Annotated in this window: 20 protein-coding genes, 3 tRNA genes and 1 pseudogene; 21 read left to right on the top strand and 3 right to left on the bottom strand. The window is 74.0% G+C overall.

Features of this window, described 5'->3' with window-relative positions:
- Positions 1-172 precede the first annotated feature (172 nt).
- The 15 genes and pseudogenes from OVA32_RS08885 to OVA32_RS08815 all read left to right on the top strand — a co-directional run bounded on the left by OVA32_RS08885 (position 173) and on the right by OVA32_RS08815 (position 16,147).
- Positions 173-862: a hypothetical protein gene (locus OVA32_RS08885; RefSeq protein ID WP_230594450.1), complete on the top strand. Its 690-nt coding sequence runs from the start codon at positions 173-175 to the stop codon at positions 860-862.
- A complete protein-coding gene (gene metG / locus OVA32_RS08880) occupies positions 855-2,480 on the top strand; it encodes a methionine--tRNA ligase (protein WP_063190343.1) in 1,626 nt (541 codons plus the stop codon). Before OVA32_RS08885 ends, metG begins: the two co-directional genes overlap by 8 nt.
- Positions 2,481-2,551: 71 nt before the next feature.
- Positions 2,552-3,628, top strand: coding sequence for a 3-isopropylmalate dehydrogenase (locus OVA32_RS08875; RefSeq protein WP_251679428.1), 1,077 nt, complete (start codon positions 2,552-2,554; stop codon positions 3,626-3,628).
- 188 nt (positions 3,629-3,816) lie between these two features.
- Positions 3,817-4,866 (top strand): branched-chain amino acid aminotransferase, encoded by a 1,050-nt coding sequence (locus OVA32_RS08870; RefSeq protein ID WP_069941579.1) that lies wholly within the window; start codon positions 3,817-3,819, stop codon positions 4,864-4,866.
- Positions 4,867-4,891: 25 nt separating this feature from the next.
- On the top strand, positions 4,892-7,153 hold the full coding sequence (locus OVA32_RS08865) for a carbon starvation CstA family protein (protein WP_267714108.1): 2,262 nt from the start codon (positions 4,892-4,894) through the stop codon (positions 7,151-7,153).
- Between the two features lies 1 nt (position 7,154).
- Positions 7,155-7,400, top strand: coding sequence for a YbdD/YjiX family protein (locus tag OVA32_RS08860; protein ID WP_101967181.1), 246 nt, complete (start codon positions 7,155-7,157; stop codon positions 7,398-7,400).
- 194 nt (positions 7,401-7,594) lie between these two features.
- Positions 7,595-8,389: a fumarylacetoacetate hydrolase family protein gene (locus OVA32_RS08855; RefSeq protein WP_060775803.1), complete on the top strand. Its 795-nt coding sequence runs from the start codon at positions 7,595-7,597 to the stop codon at positions 8,387-8,389.
- Between the two features lie 49 nt (positions 8,390-8,438).
- Positions 8,439-10,015, top strand: a pseudogene (gltX, locus tag OVA32_RS08850) (glutamate--tRNA ligase).
- Positions 10,016-10,023: 8 nt separating this feature from the next.
- Positions 10,024-10,809, top strand: coding sequence for an HAD family hydrolase (locus tag OVA32_RS08845; protein WP_041103180.1), 786 nt, complete (start codon positions 10,024-10,026; stop codon positions 10,807-10,809).
- Between the two features lie 119 nt (positions 10,810-10,928).
- Positions 10,929-11,000, top strand: a tRNA-Gln gene (locus OVA32_RS08840).
- Positions 11,001-11,055: 55 nt separating this feature from the next.
- Positions 11,056-11,128: transfer RNA gene (locus tag OVA32_RS08835), tRNA-Glu, on the top strand.
- Between the two features lie 129 nt (positions 11,129-11,257).
- Positions 11,258-11,330 (top strand) — tRNA-Glu (locus tag OVA32_RS08830).
- 106 nt (positions 11,331-11,436) lie between these two features.
- Positions 11,437-13,245 (top strand): dynamin family protein, encoded by a 1,809-nt coding sequence (locus OVA32_RS08825; protein WP_101967226.1) that lies wholly within the window; start codon positions 11,437-11,439, stop codon positions 13,243-13,245.
- Positions 13,242-15,002 (top strand): GTPase, encoded by a 1,761-nt coding sequence (locus OVA32_RS08820; protein ID WP_267714103.1) that lies wholly within the window; start codon positions 13,242-13,244, stop codon positions 15,000-15,002. Before OVA32_RS08825 ends, OVA32_RS08820 begins: the two co-directional genes overlap by 4 nt.
- Positions 14,999-16,147, top strand: a complete 1,149-nt coding sequence (locus OVA32_RS08815) for a thiamine-phosphate kinase (protein WP_267714101.1) — start codon at positions 14,999-15,001, stop codon at positions 16,145-16,147. Before OVA32_RS08820 ends, OVA32_RS08815 begins: the two co-directional genes overlap by 4 nt.
- A gap of 27 nt (positions 16,148-16,174) precedes the next feature.
- Here the strand turns inward: OVA32_RS08815 and OVA32_RS08810 are convergent, their stop codons facing one another.
- Both OVA32_RS08810 and OVA32_RS08805 read right to left on the bottom strand, forming a co-directional pair.
- Entirely contained in the window at positions 16,175-17,641 is a 1,467-nt protein-coding gene (locus OVA32_RS08810; RefSeq protein ID WP_036312925.1) for a UDP-glucose dehydrogenase family protein, read from the bottom strand.
- Positions 17,642-17,763: 122 nt separating this feature from the next.
- Complete coding sequence (locus OVA32_RS08805) at positions 17,764-18,540, bottom strand: IclR family transcriptional regulator (RefSeq protein ID WP_002856418.1); 777 nt, start codon at positions 18,538-18,540, stop codon at positions 17,764-17,766.
- Between the two features lie 229 nt (positions 18,541-18,769).
- On the opposite strand from OVA32_RS08805, the gene leuC reads away from it, so the two are divergent.
- From leuC to OVA32_RS08775, 6 genes are all read left to right on the top strand, one after another.
- Positions 18,770-20,224, top strand: a complete 1,455-nt coding sequence (leuC, locus tag OVA32_RS08800; RefSeq protein WP_036312922.1) for a 3-isopropylmalate dehydratase large subunit — start codon at positions 18,770-18,772, stop codon at positions 20,222-20,224.
- A gap of 3 nt (positions 20,225-20,227) precedes the next feature.
- Complete coding sequence (gene leuD, locus OVA32_RS08795) at positions 20,228-20,833, top strand: 3-isopropylmalate dehydratase small subunit (protein WP_010078962.1); 606 nt, start codon at positions 20,228-20,230, stop codon at positions 20,831-20,833.
- A 172-nt stretch (positions 20,834-21,005) separates the two neighbouring features.
- A complete protein-coding gene (gene murA, locus OVA32_RS08790) occupies positions 21,006-22,334 on the top strand; it encodes a UDP-N-acetylglucosamine 1-carboxyvinyltransferase (protein ID WP_036312919.1) in 1,329 nt (442 codons plus the stop codon).
- A gap of 5 nt (positions 22,335-22,339) precedes the next feature.
- A complete protein-coding gene (locus OVA32_RS08785) occupies positions 22,340-23,089 on the top strand; it encodes a lysophospholipid acyltransferase family protein (RefSeq protein ID WP_236601161.1) in 750 nt (249 codons plus the stop codon).
- The gene (locus OVA32_RS08780; protein ID WP_036312916.1) at positions 23,086-24,123 is read left to right on the top strand and encodes an NAD(P)H-dependent glycerol-3-phosphate dehydrogenase; all 1,038 of its coding nucleotides are present in this window, start codon (positions 23,086-23,088) and stop codon (positions 24,121-24,123) included. The genes OVA32_RS08785 and OVA32_RS08780 overlap by 4 nt, the downstream gene beginning before the upstream one ends.
- Positions 24,120-25,259, top strand: coding sequence for a D-alanine--D-alanine ligase family protein (locus tag OVA32_RS08775; protein ID WP_036312913.1), 1,140 nt, complete (start codon positions 24,120-24,122; stop codon positions 25,257-25,259). The genes OVA32_RS08780 and OVA32_RS08775 overlap by 4 nt, the downstream gene beginning before the upstream one ends.
- A gap of 17 nt (positions 25,260-25,276) precedes the next feature.
- On the opposite strand, the gene OVA32_RS08770 is transcribed toward OVA32_RS08775, so the two are convergent.
- On the bottom strand, positions 25,277-25,756 hold the full coding sequence (locus OVA32_RS08770; protein WP_036312910.1) for a DUF3515 family protein: 480 nt from the start codon (positions 25,754-25,756) through the stop codon (positions 25,277-25,279).
- Between the last annotated feature and the right edge of the window lie 72 nt (positions 25,757-25,828).

Raw genomic sequence — 25,828 nt, 5'->3', positions numbered from 1 at the left:
TCGCGTCCAGCCGAGCCCCGCCCCGCACCCGCCCCGACCGCGCGCGCCGCAGCGGCCCGCCCCGCCACGCCTCCGGGCGTGCAGGGCCGCTGGGCCCGGCGCGCGGCGGGCGGCGGGCGGGCTGATCGGCGTCAGTGTCCTGCTCGCCGCCTGGTCGTTCGCCCTCCCCTTCGTGTTCGGGCTGGGCCCGCGGCAGGTGCCGTGGTGGCGCGAGGTCTTCGACGTGAACCACGAGGCCAACCTCACGGCGTGGTGGAGCTCGGGCCTGCTCCTGCTGGGGGCCGCGGGCTTCACCACGGTGGGTCTCGTGCGCCGCGCGCTGGGGGCGGATCGGCGGCGGAGCCTGCTCGCGTGGTTGACCCCCGCGGCCCTGCTGGCGGCCATGAGCTTGGACGAGTCGACGCAGATCCACGAGCAGGCCGGCCAGCTGTGGGAGGTTCTGCCGTTCGCGGGGGAGAACCCGCTGCCCGCGTTCCAGTGGCTGATCCTCGGCGCGCCGGCCGCGATCGTCGTCCTCGGGCTGCTCGCGCTGTGCACCGTCGCCCTGCCCCGCCGGACCCGAGCGCTGACGGTGGCGGGCGGCGCGGTGTTCTTCTTCGGCGCGATCGTCCTCGAGGCGGTGCCGCTCGTCTTCGGGATCGGGCGCAGCACCCTGGCCTACCACGTGGCGACCCACGCGGAGGAGCTGACCGAGATGATCGGGGCGTCCGTGCTCGTGGTGGCCCCGTGGGCCCACCTCCACCTGCGGCCTGCGCCGGGCCATCTGCAGGTGACCGCCGACGGCGTCCCGGACGCCGGCGCGGACGACGTCGTCCTCGGCGCGGGCCCCGGCCCCGCGGCTAGACTCGACGACTGTGACTGACGCCCGCGCCCCGTACTACCTGACCACGGCCATCTCCTACCCGAACGGCGAGCCGCACATCGGCCACGCCTACGAGTACATCGCCTCGGACGCGATGGCCCGCTTCCAGCGGCTCGACGGGCGGGATGTGCGCTTCCTGACCGGCACGGACGAGCACGGCCAGAAGATGGAGCAGACGGCGCAGCAGCAGGGCGTGAGCGCCCTCGAGCTGGCCACGCGCAACGCCGCCGTCTTCAAGGAGATGGACGACGACGTCCTGGACATCTCCTACGACCGCTTCATCCGCACCACGGACACGGACCACGCCGAGGCCGTCCGCGAGATCTGGCGGCGGATGGAGGCCAACGGGGACATCTACCTCGGCTCCTACGCCGGCTGGTACTCCGTGCGGGACGAACGCTACTTCGGCGAGGACGAGACCGAGGTGGGTCAGGACGGGGTGCGCCGCGCCGTCGAGACCGGCACCGAGGTGACGTGGACGGAGGAGGAGTCCTATTTCTTCCGCCTGTCCAAGTACCAGCAGCCGCTGCTGGACCACTACCGCGAGCACCCGGACTTCGCCGCCCCCCGGTACCGCTTCAACGAGGTCATCCGCTTCGTGGAGGCCGGGCTCGAGGACCTGTCCATCTCCCGGACCTCCTTCCAGTGGGGCATCGACCTGCCGGCGCCCGCGGACCCCGACGCCGCCGACGCCGACCGGCGCGCCGACCACGTCACCTACGTCTGGGTCGACGCGTTGACGAACTACCTCACCGGCGCGGGCTGGCCGGCGGAGGACCCGGAGGCGTTCGCGCGCTACTGGCCGGCGGACCTGCACGTGATCGGCAAGGACATCTCCCGGTTCCACTGCATCTTCTGGCCCGCGTTCCTCATGTCGGCCGGCCTCGAGCTGCCGCGCCGCGTCATGATCCATGGCTTCCTGAACAACAACGGGGCCAAGATGTCCAAGTCCCTGGGCAACGTGGTGCACCCGCGGGAATGGGTGGCCCGGTACGGCCTGGACGCCATTCGCTTCTTCCTGCTGCGCGAGTTCCCGTTCGGCGCGGACGGCTCCTACAGCCACGAGGCCGTGGTGAGCCGCAAGAACGCGGACCTGGCCAACAACCTCGGCAACCTCGCCCAGCGCTCGCTGTCCATGGTGGCCAAGAACTGCGGCGCCGCCGTGCCCGAGCCGGGCGAGTTCACCGAGGCGGACCGCGCCGTCCTGGCCCAGGTCGACGCCCTGCTGGAGCGCTCCCGGTCCGCGTACGCGGTGCAGGACTTCCACGACGCGCTCGAGGAGACCTGGCGCGTGCTCGGTGAGATCAACGCCTACTTCGCGGACCAGGCCCCGTGGGTGCTGCGCAAGACGGACGAGCCGCGCATGCGCACGGTGCTGTACGTGACGTTGCAGGCCGTGCGCCGGGTGGCCCTGCTCGCGCAGCCGGTGATGCCCGGCTCGGCCTCGCGGCTGCTGGACCTGCTCGGCGTCCCCGCCGAGGGCGACGCCGGCCGCACCGGCGCGTCCGGCACCGGCCCGCGGTCCTTCGCCGCGTTCCACGAGGACCTGGTCCCCGGCACCCCGCTGCCCGCCCCGCAGCCGGTCTTCCCGCGGCACGAGGAGCCCGCCGAGGACTGAGTCCGTCCGGAGGGTGAGACCGGGTGTCACACGATGTGGTCCTCACGCGTGCCGCGCGTAGCCTGAGGGCCATGACCGAGACCACACGCAGCTCCGCAGACCCCTTGGACATCGCCGTCATCGGCGGCGACGGCATCGGCCCCGAGGTCACCGACCAGGCCGCCGCCGTCCTGCAGGCGGCGCTGCGTGCCGAGGGGCGTCCGGAGGCCCGGCTCACCCCGTATCCGCTGGGTGCGGAGCACTGGCTCGAGACCGGCGAGGCGCTCACGGACGAGGTCCTCGAGTCCCTTCGCCGCCACGACGCGATCCTGTTCGGGGCCGTCGGCGCCGCGCCCGGGGACGAGCGCATCCCGTCCGGGCTGATCGAGCGCGGCATGCTGCTCACGCTGCGCTTCGCGCTGGACCACGGCGTGAACCTGCGCCCGGCCACCCTGCTGCCCGGCGCCGTCAGCCCCCTGGCCGCGCCCGGCGAGATCGACTTCACCGTGGTGCGCGAGGGCACGGAGGGGCCGTACGTGGGCAACGGCGGTGCGATCCGCGTGGACACCCCGCACGAGATCGCCACGGAGGTCTCCGTGAACACGGCGTTCGGCGTGCGCCGCGTCGTCGAGGACGCCTTCCGTCGCGCCGACGCGGGCGAGCGCAAGCGCCTCACGCTCGTGCACAAGCACAACGTCCTGGTCCACGCCGGCCACCTGTGGCGCCGCACCGTGGAGTCCGTGGCGGCCGACTTCCCCGCGGTCACCTGGGACTACATGCACGTCGACGCCGCCATGATCTTCCTGGCGACGGACCCGGCCCGCTTCGACGTGATCGTGACGGACAACCTGTTCGGGGACATCATCACGGACCTCGCCGCGGCCGTGACCGGCGGCATCGGGCTCGCCGCCTCCGGCAACATCAACGTCGAGGGCACGGCGCCGTCGATGTTCGAGCCGGTCCACGGCTCCGCTCCGGACATCGCGGGCCAGGGGATCGCCGACCCCGTGGCCGCCATCCTCTCCGCCACCCTGCTGCTCGAGCACGTGGGCGAGACCGGCGCCGCGGCGCGCGTGCGCACCGCGGTGTGGGCGCACCTGAAGGACCGGGTGGACGGCGCGCGGGGCACCACCGCCGAGGTGGGCGCCGACGTCGCCGCGCGGGTCTGACGCGCGGGCCCGGCGCGTCGACGCCGGGTCTAGGATGGGGCGACGGCCTGTGGCGTGTGCCACGCCCGGCGCCGTGGCCCCCCGCGCGTCGTGCCCGGCACCGGAGCCGTCCCCATCCGTCACCCGTCACGAGGAGTGATCCCACCGTGTCCGAGACCGTGTTCACGCGGCAACCACATCTGTCCCCGATGTCCGATCAGCAGCGCGTCGAGATCCTCCAGGACCCCGGTTTCGGCAACGTCTTCACGGACCACATGGTCTCGATCGACTGGACCTGGGACGAGGACGGCGGCGCGTGGCATGACGCCCGCGTGGAGCCCTACGGCCCGCTGTCCCTGGACCCCGCGGCCGCCGTGCTGCACTACGGCCAGGAGATCTTCGAGGGCCTGAAGGCCTACCGGCACGAGGACGGGTCGGTGTGGACGTTCCGCCCCGAGGCCAACGCGGCCCGCCTGAACCGCTCCGCCCGCCGCCTGGCCCTGCCGGAGCTGCCCGAGGAGCTGTTCCTCGGCTCGCTGCAGGCCCAGCTCGAGGCGGACCGGGCCTGGGTGCCCACCGGCCCGGGCCAGTCCCTCTACCTGCGCCCCTTCATGTTCGCCTCCGAGGCGTTCCTCGGCGTCCGCCCGGCCCGGCAGGTGCGGTACATGGTGATCGCCTCGCCGGCCGGCAACTACTTCGGCGGCGAGCTCAAGCCGGTGACCATCTGGGTCTCGCGTGACTACGCCCGCGCCGGCAAGGGCGGCACGGGCGCGGCCAAGACCGGCGGCAACTACGCCGCCTCGCTGCTGCCCCAGCTGCAGGCCGCGGCGAAGGGCGCCGACCAGGTCGTGTTCCTCGACCAGTACCACGACGACGCGATCGAGGAGCTCGGCGGCATGAACGTGTTCTTCGTGCACGCCGACGGCCGCCTCGTCACCCCGGCGCTCACCGGCACGATCCTCGAGGGCGTCACCCGCTCCTCGATCCTCCAGCTCGGCCGGGACATGGGCCTGACCGTCGAGGAGCGTCGCGTCACCCTCGCCGAGTGGGCCGAGGGCGTCCGCTCGGGCGAGATCACCGAGGTCTTCGCGTGCGGCACCGCCGCCGTCGTGACCCCGATCGGCCGTCTGCTCGACGGCGACGACGTGATCGAGTCCGCCGGCGGGGCCGACGTGGCCCTGAAGATCCGCACCGAGCTCGAGGGCATCCAGACCGGGCGCGTCGAGGACCGCCACGGCTGGCTGCACCGCCTCGTCTGACCCCACCCCACGAACGGAGACCCCCGTGAGCTCGCACCGCTCCTCCGCGGCCGCCGAGGGCGCCCCACTCCCGGCCACGACGCCGGAAGACCTCCCGCCCACCGAGGCCGCCGGCCGGCCCCGCTGGACGCCCGCGAAGATCGCCGTCTGGGTGGCCGTCGCCCTGCTCGGCGGCGTCGCCTGGACCATGCTCGCCCTGCACCGCGGCGAGACGATCAACGCGATCTGGTTCGTGTTCGCCGCCGTGGCGACGTTCGCGATCGGCTACCGCTTCTACTCGAAGTACGTCGAGCGCATGATCGTCCACCCGGACGACACCCGCGCCACCCCGGCCGAGTACCGGGCCGACGGCCGGGACTACGTGGCCACCGACCGCCGCGTGCTCTACGGCCACCACTTCGCGGCCATCGCCGGCGCCGGTCCGCTCGTGGGCCCCGTGCTCGCCGCGCAGATGGGCTACCTGCCCGGCACCATCTGGATCATCGTCGGCGTGATCCTGGCCGGCGCGGTCCAGGACTACCTCGTCCTGTTCTTCTCGATGCGCCGCGGCGGCCGCTCGCTCGGCCAGATGGCCCGGGACGAGCTGGGCCGCGTCGGGGGCACCGCCGCGATCGTCGCGACCCTGCTGATCATGGTGATCATCACGGCCATCCTGGCCCTCGTGGTGGTCAACGCCCTGGGCGAGTCCCCGTGGGGCGTGTTCTCCGTGGCCATGACCATCCCGATCGCGCTCTTCATGGGCGTGTACCTGCGCTGGATCCGCCCGGGCCGCATCACCGAGATCTCCGTGATCGGGTTCGTCCTGCTCCTGGCGGCCATCATCGGCGGCGGCTGGGTGGCCGGGACCGAGTGGGGCGCGGCCCTGTTCACCCTGGACCGCACCACCATCGCCTGGGCCGTGATCATCTACGGGTTCGTCGCGGCCGTGCTCCCCGTGTGGCTGCTGCTCGCTCCGCGCGACTACCTGTCCACCTTCATGAAGATCGGCGTGATCGCCGGCCTCGCCGTGGCCATCATCGTCGTGCAGCCGCGCATCGGCACCCCCGCGTTCTCCGAGTTCGCCTCGGGCCAGACCGGCCCGGTGTGGCCCGGTTCGCTGTTCCCGTTCCTGTTCGTCACCATCGCGTGCGGTGCGCTCTCCGGCTTCCACGCGCTGATCGCCTCGGGCACGACGCCCAAGATGGTGGAGAAGGAGCGCCAGACCCGCTTCATCGGCTACGGCGGCATGCTCATGGAGGCCTTCGTGGCGGTCATGGCGCTCGTGGCGGCCGTGTCCATCGACCGCGGCATCTACTTCGCCATGAACGCCCCCGCCGCGCTCACCGGCGGCACCCCCGAGACGGCGGCCGCTTGGGTGATGAGCCTGGGCCTGGCCGGCGTGGACGTCACGCCCGAGCAGCTCACCGCGCTGGCGAACCTCGTGGGCGAGGACACGGTCGTCTCCCGCACGGGTGGCGCCCCGACGCTCGCCGTCGGGCTCTCGATCATCATGGGCCAGCTCGTGGGCGGCGACGCGCTCATGGGCTTCTGGTACCACTTCGCGATCATGTTCGAGGCGCTGTTCATCCTCACCGCCGTCGATGCCGGCACCCGCGTGGCACGGTTCATGCTGCAGGACTCCCTGGGCAACGTGGTCCCGCGCTTCAAGGACACGTCGTGGCGCGTGGGCGCATGGGTCTGCACGGCCATCATGGTGGCCGCGTGGGGCGCCGTGCTGATCATGGGCGTCACCGATCCGCTGGGCGGCATCAACACGCTGTTCCCGCTGTTCGGCATCGCCAACCAGCTGCTCGCGGCGATCGCGCTCGCCGTCGTCCTGACGATCGTCGCGCGCCGCCGTGACTTCCGGGGCCTGTGGATCGTGGCGCTGCCGCTGGCGTTCATCACGGTGGTCACCACCGTGGCGTCGTTCCAGAAGATCTTCTCCTCCATCCCGGCGGTGGGCTACTGGGCGCAGCATCGCGCGTTCCAGGACGCGCTGGCGGCGGGGAAGACGAGCTTCGGCGCCGCGAAGTCCGTGCCCGCCATGGAGGCCGTGGTCCGCAACACCTTCATCCAGGGCACGCTGTCCGTGGTCTTCCTGGTGTTGGCGCTGATCGTCATCACGACGTCGGTGCTCGCCACGGTGCGCGCCTTCCGCGGCACCGAGGTCATCGACCACCAGGACCCGTACGTGCCCTCGCAGCGCTTCGCCCCGGCCGGGCTGTTCGCCACGGCCGAGGAGAAGGAGCTGCAGCGGCAGTGGGACGCCCTGCCGGCCGACCGGCAGCCGGTGCGGGGTCACTGACGTGGCCGATCCGCGCGCGACGCCGGCCGGGCCCTCCACCGCGGAGGGCCCGGCCGGCCCGTCTCGGCCCGGGGTGTGGGCCCGGGTGCGCTGGTGGGTCCGCCAGCTCTCCGGAGAGGGGAAGTACGACGCGTACGTGGCCCACCACCGGGCCCACCATCCGGAGCGCGCGCCGATGACCGAGCGGGAGTTCTGGCGGGCCGAGTACGCCCGCCAGGAGGAGAATCCGGGCAGCCGCTGCTGCTGAGCGGCCTGGACCCGCCCCGCTCCGCACCGCGCTGCACCGCGCTGAGCCAGACGAATCCGCCCGCGAGCCAGACGAATCGGTCGCCCCGGGCCGTCGGGCGCGGCCGAATCGTCTGGCTCGCGGCGTCAGCGCAGTCGGCATCGGGTGGGGTGTCCGGCGACGGCGCCCGCCGCTCACCCACTAGGCTGGCGGCCATGCGCATCGCCCGTTTCGTGGACCAGGCCGAACCGACCTACGGCATCGTGGAGGGCCCGGCCGACGCCGACCCCTCCGAGCTGAGCATCACCGCCCTGCAGGGCGACCCGTTCTTCCACGGGATCCAGCCCACCGGCACCACGCACCGCCTCGAGGATGTGCGTCTCGTGGCCCCGATCATCCCGCGCTCGAAGATCGTGGGCGTCGGCCGCAACTGGGCCGACCACGCGAAGGAGCTCGGCAACGAGGTCCCCGCCTCGCCGCAGTTCTTCCTCAAGCCGAACACCGCCGTCGTGGGGCCGAACGAGCCGGTCACCCTGCCCAGCTGGTCGGACGAGGTCTCCTACGAGGCCGAGCTCGCCGTCGTCATCGGCACCATCTGCAAGGACGTGCCGGTGAGCCGCGTGGACGACGTCGTGTTCGGCTACACCGTGGGCAACGACCTCACCGCCCGCGACGCCCAGCGCACCGACCTGCAGTGGGCCCGCGCCAAGGGCTTCGACGGTGCCTGTCCGCTGGGCCCGTGGATCGAGACCGAGCTGGACGTGGAGCCGGCCGGCGGCCTGCGCATCACGTCCCGCCTCGACGGTGAGACCCGCCAGGACGGCACGACCGCGGACATGGTCTTCGGCGTCCGCGAGCTCGTGGCCGCGGCCTCGGAGATGTTCACCCTCCTGCCCGGCGACGTGATCCTGACCGGCACCCCGGGCGGGGTCGGGACGGTCCAGGAGGGCCAGCGCGTCGAGGCCGAGGTCGAGGGCATCGGCGTCCTCGCCACCGTCTTCCGCCGCTGACGCAGGCGCTCGACGGCGGCGTCCGGGCCCCGCGTAGACTCGGGGCATCATGACTGACGCCACCGCTCCCGTGTCCGAGAACGCCCCCGCCCCCTTCGCCGACGTCCCCCAGGTGGACGCCGAGACCCCCGTGCGCGTGCGCTTCGCCCCCTCGCCCACCGGCACCCCCACGTGGGGCTGATCCGCACCGTCCTGTTCAACTGGGGCTGGGCGCGGCACACCGGCGGCACCCTCGTGTTCCGCATCGAGGACACGGACGCCAAGCGCGACTCGGAGGAGTCCTACCAGCAGCTGCTCGAGGCGATGCGCTGGCTCGGGATCGACTGGGACGAGGGCGTCGAGGTCGGCGGCCCGCACGAGCCGTACCGTCAGTCCCAGCGCGGACAGATCTACGCGGACGTGATCGAGAAGCTCAAGGCCGGCGGACACATCTACCCGTCCTACTCGAGCCCCGAGGAGACGGAGGCCCGTCACCGGGCCGCCGGCCGCGACCCCAAGCTCGGCTACGACGGTCACGACCGTGACCTCACGGACGAGCAGATCGCCGCCTTCGAGGCCGAGGGCCGCGCGCCGGTCTGGCGGCTGCGCATGCCGGACGAGGACATCACCTTCACCGACCTGGTGCGCGGGGAGATCACCTTCAAGGCCGGCTCCGTGCCGGACTTCGTGGTGGTCCGCGCGGACGGCTCGCCGCTGTACACCCTCGTGAACCCGGTGGACGACGCGCTCATGGGCATCACCCACGTGCTGCGCGGCGAGGACCTGCTCTCGTCCACTCCGCGCCAGATCGCGCTCTACCGCGCCCTGCACGCGATCGGCGTCGCCCGGTACATGCCGGTGTTCGGCCACCTGCCCTACGTGATGGGCGAGGGCAACAAGAAGCTGTCCAAGCGCGATCCGCAGGCCAACCTGTTCCTGCACCGGGACAACGGCTTCATCCCGGAGGGCCTGCTGAACTACCTCGGCCTGCTGGGCTGGTCCCTCTCCGCGGACGAGGACATCTTCACCCCGCAGCAGTTCGTGGAGCACTTCGACGTGCACAAGGTGCTGGCCAACCCCGCCCGCTTCGACGAGAAGAAGGCGATCGCGATCAACGGCACGCACGTGCGCATGCTCGACGTGGCCGACTTCCGTGACCGTCTCGTGCCCTACCTGCACGCGGCCGGCCTCGTGGGCGAGCACCTGACGGAGCGGGAGATGGAGGTCCTCACCGCCGCGGCCCCGCTCGTGCAGGAGCGCGTGCAGCTGCTCGGTGAGGCCGTCGAGATGCTCGCCTTCCTCTTCACGGCGGACCGGGACGTCCGGACCGCCGAAGGCGCCCTCAAGGGCATGCCGGCGGACCTGGGCGCCGCCGTCGCCGCGGCCCGGGAGGCGCTGGCCGCCCTGCCCGAGGACGAGTTCACGACCGAGCGCATCGAGGCGGCGCTGCGGGCCGCCCTCATCGACGGCCTGGGCCTCAAGCCGCGCCAGGCGTTCGGCCCGGTGCGCGTCGCGGTGACCGGCCGCAAGGTGTCCCCGCCGCTCTTCGAGTCGCTCGAGATCCTGGGCCGGGACTCCGCGCTCGCCCGTCTGGACCGCTTCGCCGCGGAACAGGGCCTGGACCAGGACCAGCCCGCCGACGCATGAGCCGGGGCGTGAGCACGACGCCGGCCGGCGGGTCCGCGGGCGCGCCCGCGCCGCCGGCCTGGGACGCCGTCCTCTTCGACCTGGACGACACGCTGCTGGATCTGCGCTCCGCCCAGCACGCCGCGTTCGACGCGACGGTGCGCCGGCAGTGGGCCGGGGCCGCCGACGTCGACCCGGCGGTGCTGGCTGAGGCCACCGACGCCTTCGCGTCCGACGCCGGCGGCCACTACGGGCGCTACGTGGCCGGGGAGCTGACGTTCGAGGAGCAGCGGCTGGCCCGCGTGGCCGACGCCCTGCGCGCGCTCGGCGTGCCCGAGGACGCGGCGACCCCGCTCGACGGCCTGTGGACCACCGACTACGAAGAGGTCGTGCGCGGGCACTGGGCGCTGTTCCCCGCGACCGTCGACGTCCTCGCCGAGGTGCGGGGAACAGGCCGTGGCGTGGGGATCGTCACGAACAACGTGGAGGCCTACCAGCGCGGCAAGGCCGACGCCCTCGGTCTGGAGTGGGTCGAGGTGCTGATCGGCTCGGACACGGCCGGGGCCCCGAAGCCGGACCCGGCCCCCTTCCTGGCCGGCTGCTCCCGCCTGGGCACGGACCCGGGACGCACCCTCATGGTGGGGGACAGCCTGCGTCACGACGTCGAGGGGGCCCGGTCGGCGGGGCTCGTTCCGGTGTGGATGAGCCCCGACGCCCCCGCCCACGGCGGGGCGGAGGAGCCGCTCTGGGACGAGGAGCACGCATGCTGGCGGATGCGGGCGATCGGCGGGCTGCGGACCTGGCTGGCGGCCTGACCCGCCGATTTTGCACACGTCGCCCGGAGGGTGTAGAGTTCTTACTCGTTGCCGGAGAGATCCGGGAACACCGAGCTCATGAATATGATGCACATCGGTCAGGCATGCTTGACCGACAGTGGGGTATGGTGTAATTGGCAACACAACGGTTTCTGGTACCGTCATTCTAGGTTCGAGTCCTGGTACCCCAGCGAGTCTTCGGACTCAATGAACGCGCACGGGCGGAGACGCTCGGACGTGGCGCACGGCCCCATCGTATAGCGGCCTAGTACGCCGCCCTCTCACGGCGGTAACGCGGGTTCAAATCCCGCTGGGGTCACGCAGTCGCCGCCCGGTCCTCGGACCGGAACGGCACGGGCGGATGAACGCATCCGCCGCCTGAACAGGAGACGCAGGCGCAGAAGAAGGTCTCCACGGCATCGCTTCCGCACACGCGGACAGCGCGCTCGGCCCCATCGTATAGCGGCCTAGTACGCCGCCCTCTCACGGCGGTAACGCGGGTTCAAATCCCGCTGGGGTCACCCGAGTGACAGGAGGCCCGGTCCCTGCGGACCGGGCTTCCGTCGTTTCCGTCCGCCGGGCCGGCGGGATGGGCGGCCGGTGCGCGCCCGTGAGACGATGGCCCACGTGCCACACACGGATCAGAACGCCCCAGACCTCGGTGTCGACACGGCCGTCCGCCGCGTGCGCGAGCACCTCGCCGCGCTCGAGCTGCCCTTCGAGACCGTCACTGCGGGGCAGGACCGCGCCGAGCGCGAGCGCACCCTGCACCAGATCGACGACTACGTGCTGCCCCGCCTCGACTCGCTCGACGCGCCGCTGCTGGCCGTCGTCGGCGGCTCCACCGGTGCGGGCAAGTCCACGCTGGTGAACGCGCTCGTCGGCCACGAGGTCTCCCGCTCCTCCGCCCTGCGGCCCACCACGCGGCAGCCTCTGCTGCTGCACAACCCCGCCGACGCCCACTGGTTCACGGGCCCGCGGGTGCTGCCCGACCTCGCCCGCGTCAGCGTGCACCGCGACGCGGCCGCCGGCCCCGTCGAACCCGACCAGTCCGCGATGGACACGGTCGCGCTCGTGGCCGAGCCCGCACTGCCGTCAGGCATCGCCCTCGTGGACGCCCCGGACATCGACTCCGTGGCGGACCAGAACCGCGCGCTGGCCCGGCAGCTCCTCGAAGCCGCCGACCTGTGGATCTTCACGACGACGGCGCACCGCTACGCCGACGCCGTGCCCTGGCAGCTGCTGGACGAGGCCGCCGCCCGCGACATCACCGTGGCCGTCGTGCTCGGCCGCGTGCCCGAGGGCGCGGCGGAGGACATCACCCCGGACCTGCGGCGCATGCTCACCGAGCGCGGCCTCGCCGACGCCCGGATCCACGTGATCCCCGAGACCCGCTTCGACGAGCGCGGTCTGCTCCCGCAGGAGCACGTCGCGGGCCTGCGCGCCTGGCTCGAGACCCTCGCCGCCGACGCCCAGGCGCGCGGCGCCGTCGCCCGCCGGACCGTGGACGGCGTGCTGGGCCAGCTGGCCGCCCGCGTCGCCGACCTGGCCCGCGCCGAGGAGGAGCAGCGGCACGCCGCGGACCTGCTCACCCGGATCGTGGGGGACTCCACGGACCAGGCCGTCGGCCGGGTCCGCGAGGCCACCTCGGACGGCACGCTGCTGCGCGGCGAGGTGCTCTCCCGCTGGCAGGACTTCGTCGGCACGGGGGAGTTCTTCCGCGGCGTCGAGACCACGATCGGCCGGCTGCGGGACCGCCTCGGCGCCCTGGTGCGCGGGCGCCCGGCCCCGCCCGAAGAGGTCGAGACCGCGCTCGAGACCGGCCTGCACGCCGTGATGGTCGAGGCGGCCGCCGCGGCCGCCGAGCAGATCGAGCGGCGTTGGGCGTCCGAGCCGGCGGGCCGGGCCCTCGTGGCCGGGCGCGACCTGGGCGCCCTGGCGCCGGACACGTCGGCGCGGGCGGCCGACGTCGTGCGGGACTGGCAGTCGGACGTGCTGGCGCTGATCCAGGAGGAGGGCGCGGGCAAGCGCACGCGCGCCCGCCTGGCGGCCACCGGCGTGAACGGCGCGGCCGTGGCCCTCATGATCATCTCGTTCGCCTCCACCGGCGGACTCGCGGGCATCGAGGTCGGCATCGCCGGCGGCGCCGCCGTCGTCGGTCAGAAGCTGCTCGAGTCGATCTTCGGCGAGGACGCCGTGCGCCGCATGGCCCGGCGTGCCGATGAGCTGCTCGAGCACCGAGTGCGGGCCTTCCTCGAGACCGTGCTCGCGGACCGCTTCCTGCCGCTGCTCCACCTCGAGCGCGAGCCGCAGGCCACCGAGGAGCTGCGCGCCCTCGTGCCGGTGCTGCGCCGCGGGGTGGCCGCCGGCGTCGACGGCCCGACCGGGCCCGAGCACGCCCCGTCCGCCGCCGAGGCGGGGGAGGAGCCCCGATGAGCCGCCGCGACACCCCCGCCCTGGCCCCCCGCCTGGACGCCCTCGGCGAGGCCGCCGAGCTGGCCGCGGGCCGCCTGCCCGAGGACGTCGTGGCCGGGGCCGACGCCGTCGTGCGCGCGGCCGGGGAGCGCCAGGCACTCTCCGCGGAGCACACCGTGGTCGGGTTCTTCGGGGCGACGGGCTCCGGCAAGTCCTCCCTGTTCAACGCGCTCACCGGCCGCGACCTGGCCCGCGTGGCCGCCACCCGGCCCACCACGTCCGAGCCGCTCGCCGCGGTCTGGGGCGTGGGCCGGGGACAGGGGCTGGACCCGCACGCGGAGCACGGCGACGGCACCGGCGAGGGCGGCGGCGCGGCCGCCCTGCTCGACTGGCTCGGCGTGCGCCGCCGCCACCTGCTGGACGAGGCCCCCGTGCTCGACGACGGCCGCCCCGGGTTCCTCGGCTTCGGCCGCCGTGACGGCGCCGACGCCACCGGCCTGATCCTGCTGGACCTGCCGGACATCGACTCGGTCGAGCGGGGCAACCGCGAGATCACCTCCCGGCTGGCCGGCCACGTGGACGTGCTGGTGTGGGTCGTGGACCCGGAGAAGTACGCGGACGCCGTGCTGCACCGCGAGTTCCTGGCGACCATGGGCTCGCACGCGGCCGTGACCCTCGTGCTGCTCAACCAGGTGGACCGGCTCTCGGTGCGGGACCGGGACGTCGTGCTGGCCTCGCTGCGCCGGATGCTCTCCGGCCACGGCCTCGGCGACGTCCGGGTGCTGCCCGTGTCCGCGCGCACGGGGGAGGGCCTCGAGGAGGTCGGCCGGCAGGTCGCGGCGATCGTCGCCCAGCGCGGCGCGGCCGCCGAGCGCCTGGGCGCGGACGTCGCGGCCCGTGCCGCGGACCTCGCCGCCGCCTCGGGCGAGGGCGAGCCGGCCGGCGTCGGGCCCGGGGACGAGCAGCGGCTCGGGCGCGAGCTGGCCGTGGCCGGCGGCGTGCCGGCCGTCGTCCGGGCGGTCGAGGGCTCGTACCGGCTGCGTTCGGCCAAGCGCACCAGCTGGCCCGTGCTGCGCTGGATGCACTCCTTCCGCGCGGACCCCCTGCGGCGCCTGCACCTGATGCCCGAGAGCGCCGCCCCCCGCCGCGACCGGGACGAGGTCGCCCGCGACCCCGCGCTGCACCGCACCTCCCTGCCCGAGCGCTCGGGCACCCAGCGGGCCGTCGTCGACGGCGCGGTCCGCACGCTGGCCGCCGCGGCCGGCGCGGGAGCCTCCGAGCCGTGGGCCGCCGCCATCCGCCGCGCGGGCCGGGAGCACGCCGAGGAGCTCCCCGGCGCCGTGGACCAGGCGATCGCCGCCACCGACCTCGGGGCCGGTCGGGGCAGCTGGTGGCACCCCGTGCTGGACGTGCTGCAGTGGCTCGCCCTCCTCACCGCCGTCGTCGGCGCCGGCTGGCTGGGCGTCCTCGCCCTGGCGGGGTACCTGCAGTTCCCCCTGCCGCCCGCGCCCACGGTCGAGGGCTTCCCCCTCCCGACGCTGCTGCTCGTCGGCGGCCTCGCGCTCGGCGTGCTGCTGGCCCTGCTGGCGATCCCCCTGACCCGGTGGACCGCCGCGGCGCGGGGACGCCGCGCGCGCCGCCGCCTCGAGGAGGCGACCACCGACGTCGGCCGGCGGCTCGTCGTCGACCCGGTGCGCGCCGAGGTGGACCGCTTCCACGCCTTCCGCGACGCCCTCGCCCGGGCCTCCGGCGTCCCGGTCCGGCGGGGCCGCCGATGACGGTGTGCGACCCCGCGGCCACGGCGGGGGCGACCGTCGGCGACCTCACGGAGGCCGAGCTGCTGGAGGTCGTCCTGACCGGTCTCGCCCCCGCCGTCCGGGACGGCCACTGGCCCGCCGGCACCGTCGCCCCGGGCGACGACGCCGCCCTCGTGCCCGCGCCCCGCGGCGGGACGCTCATCTCCACGGACGCGATGGGGGAGGGCACGGACTTCCTGCACCGCTGGCCCGCCGGTCCCCGCACCCGCGGCCACGACGCCGGCTGGAAGGCCGTCGCCCAGAACCTCTCGGACGTCAACGCGATGGGCGGGACCGCCTCCGCGCTCGTCACCGCCCTCACCCTGCCGCCGACGACGCCGGTCGCCTGGGTGCGGTCGTTCGCCGCGGGCATCGTGGGCGCGGTGCGTCACCTCGGCGCGCCGGACTGCCGGGTGGCCGGGGGCGACCTGGGCACCGGCGGACGGGTCCACGCCGCAGTGACGGTGCTCGGGGACCCGCACCCCGGCGGCGTGCTGCGCCGCGCGCCGGCCGCGGCGGACCGGGACCGCGTGCTCGCCGAGGGCGCCGACCTCGTCCATGCCCAGGCGGTGCCGGACGGTCCCCGGGCCGCCGCGCCTTCGGGGCCGGGGTGGGCCGCCGCCGGGCTCACCCTGCTGCTCACCGACCGCGCGGAGCTGGAGCGATGGGCGGACGCCCTCCCCGCCGCCGACCGGCCGTCACCGCGGGAGCTCGCCCGCGCCGTCCGCGCCCAGCTGCGACCGCGCCCGCCGCTGACCCTCGGGCCCGCCGCGGTGACGGCCGGCCTGCTCACCCTCATGGACGTCTCCGACGGCCTGGGCAAGGACGCGCACCGCATGGCGGCCGCCACCGGCGGGGCCGGACCCGCGCCGGCACCGTGGCTGGACGAGGCCTGGCTGGCGGCGACCGCCGCACCCCTGCGCCGCGTGGCCGCCCTGGCCGGGACCAGTCCGGAGGCGCTCGTGACCGGCGGGGGCGAGGACTACGGCCTCCTGGGGCTGGCGTGGCCCGAGACCGAGCTGCCCCGGGGGTTCACGCGGATCGGCCGGCTCGTGCCGGACGGGGCCCGGCCGCCGACCGGGCACCGGCCCCTGTCCGAGTCCGGCTGGGACCCGTTCGCCGGCTGAGCGCCCGGGCCGGGGTCCGCGGGCGGGTCAGGCCGCGCGGAGGAGTCGCTCCGGGTCGAAGCGGTGGCCGAGGCCGATGACGTCCCACCCGTGCTCGCGCCACGCGGCGACGTCCAGGACGTTGCGCCCGTCGATCAGCAGGCGGGAGGCCACGCGTGCGCCCACGGTGTCCGGATCCATCTCGCGGAACTGGCGCCACTCGGTCAGCAGCAGGGTCAGCTCGGCGCCGTCCACGGCCGCCTCGAGCGAGTCCACGTAGTCGAGCCGCGGGAAGCGGGCGGCCGCGTTGGCATTGCCCTCGGGGTCGTACACCCGGACGTCGGCGCCGGCCGTGTAGAGACGGTTGGCGACGTCGAGGGCGGGGGAGTCCCGGACGTCGTCGGAGTCCGGCTTGAACGTGACGCCCAGCACGGCGATCCGCGTGCCGTTGAGCACCTGCACGCTCGCGGGGGTGGGGGCGGGCCCGGAGGCCTCGGCCCGGCGGATCCGGCCGTCGCGAGCCGCGGAGAGCACCTGCACCGCCAGGTCCACCACGCGGTCACGGCGGCGCAGGTTGATGTCGTCCACCTCCGCCAGAAACCGCATGGTCCGGTCCAGGCCCAGCTCGGAGACGCGCGCCTGGAGCGCGCGGATGTCCTTGGGCAGACAGCCGCCCCCGAACCCCACGCCCGCGTTGAGGAACCGGCGTCCGATCCGCGCGTCGTGGCCGATCGCGTCCGCAAGGGTGCCGATGTCCCCGCCCACGTTCTCGGTGATCTCCGAGAACGCGTTGATGAACGAGATCTTCGTGGCCAGGAAGGCGTTCGCGGCCACCTTCACCAGCTCGGCCGTCTCGAGGTCCGTGCTGATCCACGGGGTGTCGTCCGCGAGCTGCCGCGCGTAGACCCGGCGCAGGATGCCCGCGGCGCGGGGCCCGTGCGTGCCGATGACGAGGCGGTCCGGGGTGAGCGTGTCCCTCACGGCGAAGCCCTCCCGCAGGAACTCGGGGTTCCAGGCGAGCTCGACCTCGCCCGGCAGCCCGGCCTCGGCGCGCACGGTGCGCACGAGCTCGGCCAGGCGGCGCGCGGTGCCCACGGGCACGGTCGACTTGCCGACGATCAGCGCGTCGCGGTCGATCGCCGCAGCGAGGGAGGCGACGGCGGCGTCCACATAGCTCAGGTCCGCCGCGGTCTCGCCCACCTTCTGCGGGGTGCCGACGCCGATGAAGTGGACGTCCGCCCAGCGGGCCGCCTCCGCGACGTCCGTGGTGAAGCGCAGCCGCCCGGAGGCGACGTGGGTGCGCAGCAGCTCGGGCAGGCCGGGTTCGTGGAAGGGCACCTCGCCGCGGGCCAGGCGCTCGATCTTGGCCGGGTCCACGTCCACGCCGAGGACCTCGAAGCCCAGCTCGGCCATGCACGCGGCGTGCGTGGCGCCCAGATAGCCCGTGCCGATCACGGACAGCCGCGGCGCGGCCTCCTGCTCGGCGGGGGCGGCGGGCGCGGTCGTCTCGGTCACGGCGGACTCCTCGGTGGTGCGGGGGCGGCGGTCGGGGACCTGGCTGACGCTAGGCCCCGCGGGTGAACGCGGGAAGAACGGGGTGTCTCGGCGGCGCGTCCCGTCGGTGGCGCGGGCGGGCCTCAGGCCTCGCCGGCGCGGATGAGCTCGGTGAGCCGCGTCGCGGCGGAGACGACGGCGTCCGCGTGCAGCCGGCCCGGCTGTCGGGAGAGCCGCTCGAGGGGGCCGGAGATCGAGACCGCCGCGATGACGCGGCCGCTGGGACCGCGCACCGGCGCCGACACCGAGGCGACCCCGGGCTCGCGCTCGGCCAGGGACTGGGCCCAGCCGCGCCGCCGCACCGCCGCGAGGACGGTGGGTGTGAACACGGCGCCGGCCAGTCCCTCGACGAGCCGCTCGTGGTCCTCCCAGGCCAGGAGCACCTGCGCGGCGGAGCCGGCCTTCATGGACATGCGGGCGCCCACGGGGATGGTGTCGCGCAGGCCCCAGGGCCGTTCCGCGCTGGCCACGCACACGCGGGAGTCCGCCTGCCGACGGAACACCTGGGCGCTCTCTCCCGTGGCGTCGCGCAGCCACAGCAGCACCGGGCCGGAGGCCGTGGTGAGCCGGTCCTCGCCGGCGGCGGAGGCGAGCTCGGCGAGGCGGGTGCCCAGCACGTAGCGGCCCTGCAGGTCCTTGCCCACCATGCGGTGGTGCGTGAGGGCGGCCGCGAGCCGGTGCAGCGTGGGCCGCGCGATCCCGGTGGCGGTGACGAGCTGGGCGAGCGTGGCCGGGCCGGACTCGAGCGCGTCGAGGATCGCCACCGACTTGTCCACCACGCCGACGCCGCTGGGATGCCGGTGGAGCGAGGGGCCGATGAGGTCGTCCTCGGTGGGCGGGCGCACGGGCTCGGTGGTCATGGGGTGATCGTAGTCGTCTCACTGCTCGGACGGACCGGGGGTGTCGGTGTGCGTCGCATGTGACCGGGCCGGCCGGCGCCAGGTCCGGCATGTGAGACGACATCTCACGATGTGGAATATCGCGCCGCGTGGTCGAGAACAGCCCCGCCGCGCCCCACAGTGGTCCGTGAGCACCGGCGCCCCGCGCCGGGCGACGACTGACAGGTGCGTGAGCAGGAAGGTGCGGCACATGACGACGGCGACGACGCGGCCCAGGACGCTGGCCGAGAAGGTCTGGGACGAGCACGTGGTGGTGCGCGGCGAGGGCGAGGGCGCCTCCCGCACCCCCGACCTGCTCTACATCGACCTGCACCTCGTGCACGAGGTGACGAGCCCGCAGGCCTTCGAGGGGCTGCGTCTGGCCGGGCGTCCGGTGCGTCGGCCCGACCTGACCATCGCCACGGAGGACCACAACACCCCGACGCTGGACATCGACCAGCCGATCGCGGATCCCACCTCGCGCACCCAGATCGAGACCCTGCGGGCCAACTGCGCCGAGTTCGGCGTCCGCCTGCACCCGTTGGGCGACGCCGAGCAGGGCATCGTTCACGTCGTCGGCCCCCAGCTGGGCCTGACCCAGCCCGGCCTCACCGTGGTCTGCGGCGACTCCCACACCTCCACCCACGGTGCGTTCGGCGCCCTGGCGTTCGGCATCGGCACCTCCGAGGTCGAGCACGTCCTGGCGACCCAGACCCTGCCGCTGAAGCCCTTCAAGACCATGGCGGTCACCGTGGACGGCACGCTGCGCCCGGGTGTGACGGCCAAGGACATCATCCTCGCGGTCATCGCGAAGATCGGCACGGGCGGGGGCCAGGGCTTCGTGCTCGAGTACCGCGGTGAGGCCATCCGGAACCTCTCCATGGAGGGCCGGATGACCATCTGCAACATGTCCATCGAGGCCGGCGCCCGCGCCGGCATGGTCGCCCCGGACGAGACCACCTTCGCCTACCTGAAGGGACGGCCCCATGCCCCCGAGGGCGCCGACTGGGACGCCGCCGTCGAGCACTGGCGCACCCTCGCCACGGATGAGGGCGCGGAGTTCGACGCCGAGGTGGTCATCGACGCGGACACGCTGGAGCCGTTCGTCACGTGGGGCACCAACCCGGGTCAGGGCGTGAGCCTGAACGACACCGTCCCCGCGCCCGAGGACTTCACCGACCCGGTGGCCCAGGAGGCGGCCCGCAAGGCGCTGTCCTACATGGACCTGGCCCCCGGCACGCCGATGAAGCAGGTCGAGGTCGACACCGTCTTCATGGGCTCGTGCACCAACTCCCGCATCGAGGACCTGCGGGCGTTCGCCGAGGTCGTCCGGGGCCGGCGCAAGGCCGAGGGGCTGCGCGTCATGGTCGTGCCGGGCTCGGCGCGCGTGCGTCTGCAGGCCATGGACGAGGGCCTGGACAGGGTGTTCGAGGACTTCGGGGCCGAGTGGCGGTTCGCCGGCTGCTCCATGTGCCTGGGCATGAACCCGGACCAGCTCGCCCCGGGGGAGCGCTGCGCGTCCACCTCCAACCGCAACTTCGAGGGCCGGCAGGGCAAGGGCGGACGCACCCACCTGGTGTCCCCGGTGGTCGCCGCGGCCACCGCCGTGCTGGGCCGCCTCGCCAGCCCGTCCGACCTGCCCGCCCTCACCCTCCAGGAGGCCTGAGCCATGGAGAAGTTCACCACCCACACCGGCGTCGGCGTGCCGCTGCGCGCCTCGAACGTGGACACGGACCAGATCATCCCGGCCGTGTACCTCAAGCGGATCTCCCGCACGGGCTTCGAGGACGCCCTGTTCGCCGGCTGGCGCCAGGACCCCGACTTCATCCTGAACACCGAGCCGTTCAGCGGGGGCACCGTGCTCGTGGCGGGCTCCGACTTCGGCACCGGCTCCTCGCGCGAACACGCCGTGTGGGCGCTCAAGGACTACGGCTTCCGCGCCGTGATCTCCCCGCGCTTCGCGGACATCTTCCGCGGCAACTCCGCCAAGCAGGGGCTCGTCGCGGCTCAGGTGGAGCAGGAGGACGTCGAGCGCATCTGGAAGGAGCTGGAGAACCGTCCCGGGACCACGGTCACCGTGGACCTCGTCACACGCACCGTCGAGTGCGGGGATGTGACCGCCCCCTTCCAGATCGACGACGACACCCGTCGCCGGCTGCTCGAGGGCCTGGACGACATCGCCGTCACCCTGGGGCACCAGGCCGAGATCGATGCCTATGAGGCGGACCGCCCCGCGTACAAGCCCACCACCCTGCCGGCCCGCACGGCCGGCTGACCGGCCGGCGCCGGGAGCGCACCATTGCCGCGCGTGCCCGGCGACGCCCTATGCTGGGAGTCGATTCCGGGACCGCCCGCCGCACGCGGCGGGCGGTCCCGTTCAGAGACCTCCCCGCTCCGGCGGAGTGGCCGAGACCGTGGCCCTGCGGCCGCGCTGAGGAAGGACGCGCATGGCGAAGCTCTTGACCATCCATGGCGGCAAGCCGCTGACCGGTGAGGTGACCGTGCGCGGCGCCAAGAACCTGGTGCCCAAGGCCATGGTGGCCGCCCTGCTCGGCAACTCGCCGTCCGTGCTCCGGAACATCCCCGAGATCAAGGACGTGGACGTCGTCAGCTCCCTCCTCGAGATCCACGGCGTGTCCGTGGAGTGGGACAAGGAGACCGGGCGGATCACGATGGACCCGGCCGGGGTGAAGTCGGCCCTGACCGCCGAGATCGACGCCCACGCCGGCGACTCGCGCATCCCGATCCTCTTCTGCGGCCCGCTCATGCACGCGATCGGGGAGGCCTTCATCCCCGACCTCGGCGGCTGCAAGATCGGCGACCGCCCGATCGACTACCACCTGGCCGTGCTGCGCAACTTCGGCGCCGTCGTGGACAAGCGCCCGGGCGGCATCTCCATCTCCGCCCCGAAGGGCCTGCACGGCGCCAAGCTCGAGCTGCCGTACCCCTCCGTCGGAGCCACCGAGCAGGTGCTGCTGACCGCCGTGAAGGCCGAGGGCATCACCGAGCTCAAGGGCGCCGCCGTCGAGCCGGAGATCCACGACCTCATCGCCGTCCTGCAGAAGATGGGCGCGATCATCACCGTGCAGACGGACCGCACCATCCGCATCGAGGGCGTGAGCGAGATGCGCGGCTACAACCACATCGCGCTGTCCGACCGCAACGAGTCCGCCTCGTGGGCCTCCGCCGCCCTGGCCACCCGCGGGGACATCTACGTCCGCGGCGCCGAGCAGCGCGACCTGACGGCGTTCCTGAACACCTACCGCAAGATCGGCGGCGAGTTCGACGTCGTCGACGACGGCATCCGGTTCTGGCACGCCGGCGGCGACCTCAATCCGCTCGTGCTCGAGACGGACGTGCACCCCGGCTTCATGACCGACTGGCAGCAGCCCCTCGTGGTGGCGCTGACCCAGGCCAAGGGGGTCTCCATCGTGCACGAGACCGTGTACGAGAACCGCTTCGGCTTCACCGACGCCCTCGTGCGGATGGGCGCCTCCATCCAGCTGCACCGCGAGTGCCTCGGCTCCGTGCCGTGCCGCTTCGGTCAGCGCAACTTCCTGCACTCGGCCGTGATCTCCGGCCCGACGCCGCTGCACGGCGTCGAGTTCGACATCCCGGACCTGCGCGGCGGCTTCTCCCACCTGATCGCCGCCCTCACCGCCGAGGGCACCTCCACGGCGACGGGCCTGGAGATCATCAACCGCGGCTACGAGCACTTCATGGCGAAGCTCGAGGGCCTCGGCGCCGACGTCGAACTGACCGAACGCGACCGGTGAGCGGCGTGGACGCGCAGAGCCCTGCCGCCGCGGGGGGTCGTCCGACGCGTGCCGCGCGGGCCCCCTACGTGATCCCGGGGGTGATCGTGCGACCGGCGATGCGGGCCCTCGTCCGCCAGGTGTGGGAGGGGACCGAGCACCTGCCCGAGACCGGCGCGATCCTCGCCGTCAACCACATCTCGGAGGTGGACCCGCTCTCCGTGGCCCACATGGTCTACAACCAGGGCCTGCTGCCGACCTTCCTCGCCAAGGCCGAGCTCTGGAAGGTGCCCGTGCTCAAGCAGGTCCTCGAGGCCACCCGCATGATCCCGGTCGAGCGCACCCGCGATGGCGGCCGCTCGCTCGCCGCCGCCCGCGAGGCCGTCGCCACGGGCCGGGCGATCATCGTCTACCCGGAGGGCACCGTCACCCGCGATCCCGACGGCTGGCCCATGGCCGGGCGCAACGGGGCCGTGCGCCTCGCCCTGCAGACCGGCGCCCCGCTCATCCCCGTCGGTCAGTGGGGCATCCAGGAGCTGCTGCCGTACGGCGGCCGCTCCCTCCGCGTCCTCCCGCGCAAGACCGCCCGGATCCGGGTCGGCGCGCCCGTCGACCTCGCGGACCTGCGGGACCGCCCCGTGACGGCGGGGACCCTGCGCGAGGGCACCGGCCGCATGATGGGCGCGATCACCGACCTGGTCGCCGAGCTGCGCGGAGAACCGGCCCCGGAGGGCCGCTGGGATCCCACGGCCGGAGCGCGGGTGGCCGGGGCATGAGCGATCCGCGCACCGTCGCCGTCCTCGGGGCCGGCAGCTGGGGGTCGGCCTTCGCCCGCGTCCTGGGCCTGAGCACCAGCCCCGAGCCCGCCCGCGCGTCCGAGATCGTGATGTGGTCCCGGCGGGCCGAGGTCGCCGAGGCCATCACCGAGCGACACGAGAACCCCGAGTACCTGCCCGGCATCACGCTGCCCACCTGCGTGCGCGCCGTCACCGACGCCGCCGAGGCGGTCCGGGGCGCCGGCGTCGTGGTGGTGGCCGTGCCCGCGCAGCACGTGCGCGAGACCCTGCACGCCGTGCGCGCCGACCTGGCCCCGGACGCCGTCGTGGTCTCCCTCGTCAAGGGCCTCGAGCGCGGCACCGACGCGCGGATGTCGCAGGTCTGCGCGGAGGAGCTGGGCCTCAGCCCGGACCGGTTCGCGGTGGTCTCCGGACCCAACCTCGCCCTCGAGATCGCGCGCGGCGAGCCCACCGCCACGGTGGTCGCCTCGGCCTCGCGCGCGACGGCGGAGCGCATCGCCGCCCTCACGGCCGGCCGGACCTTCCGGCCCTACACGAACACGGACGTCGTGGGCGTGGAGATCGGCGGCGTGGTGAAGAACGTCATCGCGCTCGCCGTGGGCATCTGCGACGGGCAGGGACTGGGGGACAACTCCAAGGCCTCCGTCATCACCCGGGGCCTGGCCGAGACCACCCGGCTGGCCGTCGCGCTCGGCGGCGACCCGGCCACCATGGCCGGGCTCGCCGGCCTGGGCGACCTCGTGGCCACGTGCGCCTCGCCCCTCTCCCGCAACCGCACGGCCGGCCGCCACATCGGCACCGGCCTCAGCGCGGAGGAGGCGGTGGCCGCCATGAGCCAGACGGCCGAGGGCATCAAGTCCGTCTCCGCCATCGTGCACGCCGCCCGCGCCCACGGTGTGGAGATGCCCATCAGCGAGCTGATGGACCGGGTGGTCGCCGGGGACGTGGCCGTGGACCGCCTCGCCGAGCTGCTGCTCGCCCGTGACCTGAAGTCGGAAGGACGCACCGCATGACCGCCACCCCCGCCCCGGAGGCCGCCGCCGGCGCGCGTCCCCGCGTGCTCCTGCTCTTCGGCGGGCGCTCGAGCGAGCACCCCATCAGCTGCGTGACCGCGGCGGGCGTGCTGCACGCGGCCGACCGTCAGCGCTGGGACGTCGTGCCGGTGGGTGTGGCCCGCTCCGGCCTGTGGTCGCACGACGAGCTGGACGTGGCCTCGTTCCGCCTGGGCGGCGACGCCCTGCCGGAGGTGCCGGAGCCCGAGGCCCCGGTGAGCCTGCGCGCCCTGCCGGACGGCACCGTCGAGCTGACCGCGGCCGACGGCTCCTCGCTGGGCCCGGTGGACGTCGTGTTCCCGCTGCTGCACGGCCCCTGGGGCGAGGACGGCACTCTCCAGGGCATGTTCGAGTCGCTGGGTCTGCCCTACGTGGGCTGCGGCGTGCTCGCCTCCGCGGTCGGCATGGACAAGCACTTCATGAAGGTCGCCTTCCAGGCCGCCGGCCTCGAGGTCGGCCCGTGGGAGACCATCACCGCCCGCGACTGGGCGCGCGATCCGGAGGCGGCCCTCGCCCGCGCCGGGGCGCTCGCCTACCCGCTGTTCGTCAAGCCCGCCCGCGCCGGCTCGTCCTTCGGCATCACCCGCGTCACCGAGCCCGCGGGTCTGCGCGCCGCCGTCGAGGAGGCCCGTCGCTTCGACCCCAAGGTCGTGGTGGAGGCGGGCATCGTCGGCCGCGAGATCGAGTGCGCCGTCCTCGACGGGCACGGCGCCGCCGCCCCGCGCGCCTCGCTGCCGGGGGAGATCGTCGTGGCCCACGACGAGGGTGAGACGCAGTTCTACGACTTCGAGTCGAAGTACCAGGACACCGGCAGCACCCAGCTGTCCTGCCCGGCCGAGCTGCCGGAGGAGGAGATCGAGCGACTGCGCGCCCTGGCGATCCGCGCCTTCGAGGCCGTGGACGGGTCCGGCCTCGGCCGCTGCGACTTCTTCTTCACCCCGGACGGGCGCTGGGTGGTCAACGAGATCAACACCATGCCGGGCTTCACGCCCATCAGCATGTACCCGGCCATGTGGGAGCGGACGGGCCTGTCCTACGACGATCTGATCTCGGAGCTGCTGGACCTCGCCCTCGAGCGGGGCGTCGGCCTGCACTGACGCGGCCCGCGCCGGTCTCAGCCGACGGGTGTGGCGTCCTGCACGCTGACGCAGCCGCCGCTGGACTCGATCTGCGCGACCGCCGAGGACAGGCCCACCATCACGGTGTCCGAGCTGGCCTGGTCCTTGCCGAACAGCACCTCCACGGCCGGGTCGCGGCCGTAGGTGGTGATCCGCCAGTTCTCGTCCTCGTCCCGGATGACCCAGTCGATCCCGTCCACGGAGATGCAGCGGTCCGTGGTGGGGCCGGGGACCTCGGCGCCGCAGCGCAGGACGACGGCGGCCGGGTCACCCCACACGGCCGTCGCCTGGCTGTCGGTGGGGCGCAGGTCGAGGTCGCCCAGGGCGTCGGGCATGGCCACCATGGCCGGGGCACACGCCGGGTCAGCGGCGTGGGGCGCGGCCTCCACCGTGGCCACCCGTCCGGTGCAGGCCGTGGCGCCGAGGGCGATCGCGGTCAGGAGGGGCACGAGACGACGCAGACGGCGGGATTCCATCCGCCCAGGATACGTGCGGCGCCGGGACCCGCGGGGGCCCGTGCCCTAGCATGGGCGGGACCGTTCCCGTCC

The organism is Micrococcus sp. SL257 (genome assembly GCF_026625585.1).
GTDB lineage: Bacteria > Actinomycetota > Actinomycetes > Actinomycetales > Micrococcaceae > Micrococcus > Micrococcus luteus.
The sequence above is the reverse complement of the archived record's forward strand: the minus strand, read 5'-3'. Positions and strand labels throughout refer to the sequence as shown.

Excerpts from the sequence above, each read along its gene's own strand:
- OVA32_RS08875 (WP_251679428.1), top strand. The coding sequence starts at position 2,552 with ATGACCGAGACCACACGCAGCTCCGCAGACCCCTTGGACATCGCCGTC.
- OVA32_RS08870 (WP_069941579.1), top strand. The coding sequence starts at position 3,817 with ATGTCCGATCAGCAGCGCGTCGAGATCCTCCAGGACCCCGGTTTCGGC.
- OVA32_RS08855 (WP_060775803.1), top strand. The coding sequence starts at position 7,595 with ATGCGCATCGCCCGTTTCGTGGACCAGGCCGAACCGACCTACGGCATC.
- OVA32_RS08820 (WP_267714103.1), top strand. The coding sequence starts at position 13,242 with ATGAGCCGCCGCGACACCCCCGCCCTGGCCCCCCGCCTGGACGCCCTC.
- OVA32_RS08815 (WP_267714101.1), top strand. The coding sequence starts at position 14,999 with ATGACGGTGTGCGACCCCGCGGCCACGGCGGGGGCGACCGTCGGCGAC.
- OVA32_RS08805 (WP_002856418.1), bottom strand. The coding sequence starts at position 18,540 with ATGACCACCGAGCCCGTGCGCCCGCCCACCGAGGACGACCTCATCGGC.
- leuC (WP_036312922.1), top strand. The coding sequence starts at position 18,770 with ATGACGACGGCGACGACGCGGCCCAGGACGCTGGCCGAGAAGGTCTGG.
- leuD (WP_010078962.1), top strand. The coding sequence starts at position 20,228 with ATGGAGAAGTTCACCACCCACACCGGCGTCGGCGTGCCGCTGCGCGCC.
- murA (WP_036312919.1), top strand. The coding sequence starts at position 21,006 with ATGGCGAAGCTCTTGACCATCCATGGCGGCAAGCCGCTGACCGGTGAG.
- OVA32_RS08780 (WP_036312916.1), top strand. The coding sequence starts at position 23,086 with ATGAGCGATCCGCGCACCGTCGCCGTCCTCGGGGCCGGCAGCTGGGGG.
- OVA32_RS08775 (WP_036312913.1), top strand. The coding sequence starts at position 24,120 with ATGACCGCCACCCCCGCCCCGGAGGCCGCCGCCGGCGCGCGTCCCCGC.
- OVA32_RS08770 (WP_036312910.1), bottom strand. The coding sequence starts at position 25,756 with ATGGAATCCCGCCGTCTGCGTCGTCTCGTGCCCCTCCTGACCGCGATC.